The sequence below is a fragment of the Ferruginibacter sp. genome, from assembly GCF_031430955.1.
GTDB lineage: Bacteria > Bacteroidota > Bacteroidia > Chitinophagales > Chitinophagaceae > Ferruginibacter.
Map to the genome: position 1 here is coordinate 1 of NZ_JANPCM010000713.1, position 3,689 is coordinate 3,689.

Consider the following 3,689-nt stretch of genomic DNA (forward strand, 5'->3'; position numbering starts at 1 on the left):
ATTGTTCAAAAAACGTTAGACTTTGAAGTATACAATGAGACTTCAATGTATGATGTTGTAGTCTAATACTCTGATGACTAATACAACCAAGTGCTTTACTTCTTAAAACAGCATTAAGGTATTCTTTTTCGTATTTGAAAATACGCAATCTCATATATTCCCTTGTGCTTGACAGTGTGATACGTGAAATAAACCGTAATCTCCAAATATTCTTCATATTGTCCTTGAGAGGTCAGTCAGCATGATTATTTTTGCCTGTAAATTAATATATTATATGCCTTATTACTTAGGCATATCTAATGTTAAAATTTAATGTTGATGGCCATCATATCAACTTCTACCGAAGGGATATTTTTAAGTATATCACTTGCTGTGCCGCTTTGTGCCATAATATCCCGGGCAACATTATATACTTTCCTGTCAATGTTTGTTTTTAATAAAGATTTATGAGTGGTTACAATTACTTCACTCATATTTTTTGAAGTGGCTGTTATTTCTATACTCCCTAAATTTTGTTTTTGCCGGTTGATAATAATTTTCACCTTATTATTTTCATAACCAATAAAACTTAAGTGAAGTATATAACTACCTTCTTCAATTTTATTAAAAACAAATTTTCCTTTTTTATCAGTAATAGTTGTACTTAATACAGCACTGTCTTTTGGATGCAGCAATTGCACTGTTGCAAATTCAATAGGGTGTTTGGATAATTTATCTGCAACAATCCCGGTAACATTATTTTTAGTTGCCTGGGGAAAAGCGTTGGTTGAAAGCAACACTGAAATCAGTATGAAAAAAGACGACCGCCTCAAAGCAGGAAAATTTTTATTGATAAAAATATTTCTCCCCTCAAATTACAATTTTATCCTGTTATGGATTATCCCTTGGATAAATAAACCGAACAGAATCGGACAATACAGCCGAACCAAAAAAACCAATTGCCCCTGGTATTTTAGAGTTTATAAAAACCGGCTCCACAAAAGGGTTTTGAATAGCCTGCAGTTGCTCATCCAAATCTTTATAAAATTCGGCAGCGTTTGCATCTAAAGATTGCATGAAAACCCAGGCGGTATCATTTTTCTTATATTCAAAAGTTACTTCTATTGACATTATAATTTTTTGTCCGTCTGCATTTTCATCATTGAAAATAATCCGGCCAATATCTTTTACCGGAAATTTTTCAGTTGGGCCCGATACGCAGGTATTAACAAACCTGTCTAAAACATGGGCATGTTTTATAGAAGTATCAATGATCCTGTTCATTTGAAAGCGGTAAAAATCTGATGTGCCCGGATGGTCTGTAACAGTTACAATTACCCCATCGTGGCTGCCATATACATCAAAAAATTGCGGGGTATACACAATTGATTCTATGGTAACAGGGCTTTGATTAATGGTAGTGCCTGCGGTATAATTTTTTCCTTCAAAACTTATTTCTAATTTGTAAGTGTTGCCAAAAACTGCAGCAATATTACCACGGTAAAATGGCTCCCACCTGCAACGGAATTTATTAAAGGTTGAATCGGCAACCAATACATCAACAGTAGTGCCATTGGTGATTTTAACCACAGCACCCCTTGCAAAAACCTGCTGCGGTGTAATTTTGGCACTAAAGAAGGAATTGCTTTTGCTGATAAAAATTTGTGGCACTTTTCCGGGATATAACATACCCTCAATAAAAATTTTACTGTTATGGGTTTGAGAAAAATTAACAGAGATATTTTTTTTGCACCCTGTAATAAGCAAAACAACAATAGGAATAAATAGAAATTTTATATGCTTCATATTTTTAAAATTTAAAGTTGAATGAAATACCGGGTATTATTGGCAGCAGCGATACCTGCTTTGCTGTGGGCTGGGTAGTTAATGCATCAATTTCAAAATAAACAAAATAAGGGTTTTGCCTGCTGTAAATATTGTATGCCCCAATCACCAGTTCATATTCAAAAGGTTTTTTAAAAAGCTTAGCTGCTTTTTTATAGATTGCCGAAAAATCTAACCGGTGATAAGGTGCCAGGCGGTAATTATTTCTACCATCATATACATAATAATTGCCTTCGAAAATTGACCCTGAGTTTAGTGTACTTATTCTACCTGTGGGCACAGTAAAAGCTACACCAGAAGAATAAACAAAAACAGCATTTAAACTCCAACGTTTACTAAGCTGGTAACTTGCAGTTACAGATAATGAATGCCGTTTATCATATTTAAAAGGAAAAGGTTTTGCAAAATTCAATTCATTAAATGTTTGTTCGGTTTTAGATAGTGTGTAAGAAATCCAGCCGGTTAATTTTCCGGTATTCTTTTTTACAAAAAATTCTGCCCCGTAACTTTCCCCTTTACCATACGTTAATAAACTGTCTAATTTAATATTGATACGTAATTGTTTTCCTTCCCCAAACAACACCTGGTTATTCATTTTTTTATAGTACAGTTCCACACTGGTTTCAATGGCATTATCTTTTAAATTTTTAAAATAACCAATGGCATACTGGGTGGCACTTTGTGGTTTTGTTTTATTACTGCTGGGTATCCAAATATCCGTAGGCAAGCCGGCAGTAGCATTGGGTATTAAATGTAAAAACTGGTTCATTTTTGTATAAGATGCCTTTACAGATGCATTGGCACCGGCAGAAATTTTTGCAGTAATACGTGGTTCAATAAACGAATACGTTTTACCATAAGCGGTAAATACGGGAATACGTACCCCGTAATTCACACTTACTTTTTTAGAGGCATCAAATTCATCGCCGGCATAAAAAGCCATCTCAGCAGAGTTAAGTTTAGTAATGGTATCCCTTCCCAAAACCAATCTGTTGCCCCGCCGGGGTATCCTTGCAGAAAATGCCGCAGGTGCCAGCTGGTGATTGGTAAAAGTAAACCCTGCTTTTATTTTATGTTTTATATTGGGCGTAATAGTGAAATCTGTTTTCGCAGTAAAATCCCTTACGCCTGTATAAAGCAGCGAATAAAAATTATTTTGCGAAGTGGCCAAAGCCAAGTGGTAATCATTATAAATAACAGAAGTGTTGGAAAAAATTTTACTCCCAAATAAATGGTTCCAGCGTAAAGTGCCGGTAGTGTTTCCAAAATCAACCTCATAGTTTAAACTGTTAAGCTCTGTATAATTTGCTTTATCGTTGCCTTTAAAAAAACTAAAATAGAGGTGGTCTTTTTTCCCCAGCTCAAAATTCATTTTTGCATTAACATCATAAAATTTATAAGAGTTGCTGGAAGAAGTGAGGCGTTTTAAAAATAAATTTATATGGCTTTGCCTTGCAGAAATTATAAAAGATGATTTACTTTTTTTTATGGGGCCTTGAAAAGTAAGATTGGTAGAAAGTAATCCCAGCCCACCTTCAACCTGGTATTTTGTTTTATTCCCTTCCTTCATGGTAATATCTACAATAGAACTGAGCCTGCCACCAAACTCAGCAGGAAAACCACCTTTAATAAGCCGTACATTATTTATAGCATTTACATTAAAAGTGCTGAACAAACCAAACAGGTGATTGGGGTTGTAAACCGTTGCTTCATCTAACTGCACTAAATTCTGGTCGGCATTGCCACCACGTACATAAAAACCGGTTGTACCTTCCTGGCCGCCATGTACACCCGGCAGCAATTGAATAATTTTTAAAATATCCCTTTCCCCAAATAATACCGGCAGGTTTTTTATTGCTTTCAAC

General features: G+C 35.1%; 3 protein-coding genes. All 3 read right to left on the reverse strand.

Annotated elements, in window-relative coordinates:
* Positions 1 to 302: 302 nt before the first annotated feature.
* A complete protein-coding gene (locus tag ACY65O_RS20400) occupies positions 303 to 779 on the reverse strand; it encodes a carboxypeptidase-like regulatory domain-containing protein (protein WP_462222702.1) in 477 nt (158 codons plus the stop codon).
* A 91-nt stretch (positions 780 to 870) separates the two neighbouring features.
* Entirely contained in the window at positions 871 to 1,785 is a 915-nt protein-coding gene (locus tag ACY65O_RS20405) for a DUF4249 family protein (protein ID WP_462222703.1), read from the reverse strand.
* Positions 1,786 to 1,789: 4 nt separating this feature from the next.
* Positions 1,790 to 3,689, reverse strand: a 1,900-nt coding sequence (locus tag ACY65O_RS20410) for a TonB-dependent receptor plug domain-containing protein (protein WP_462222704.1), incomplete at its 5' end; no start/stop codon positions are given.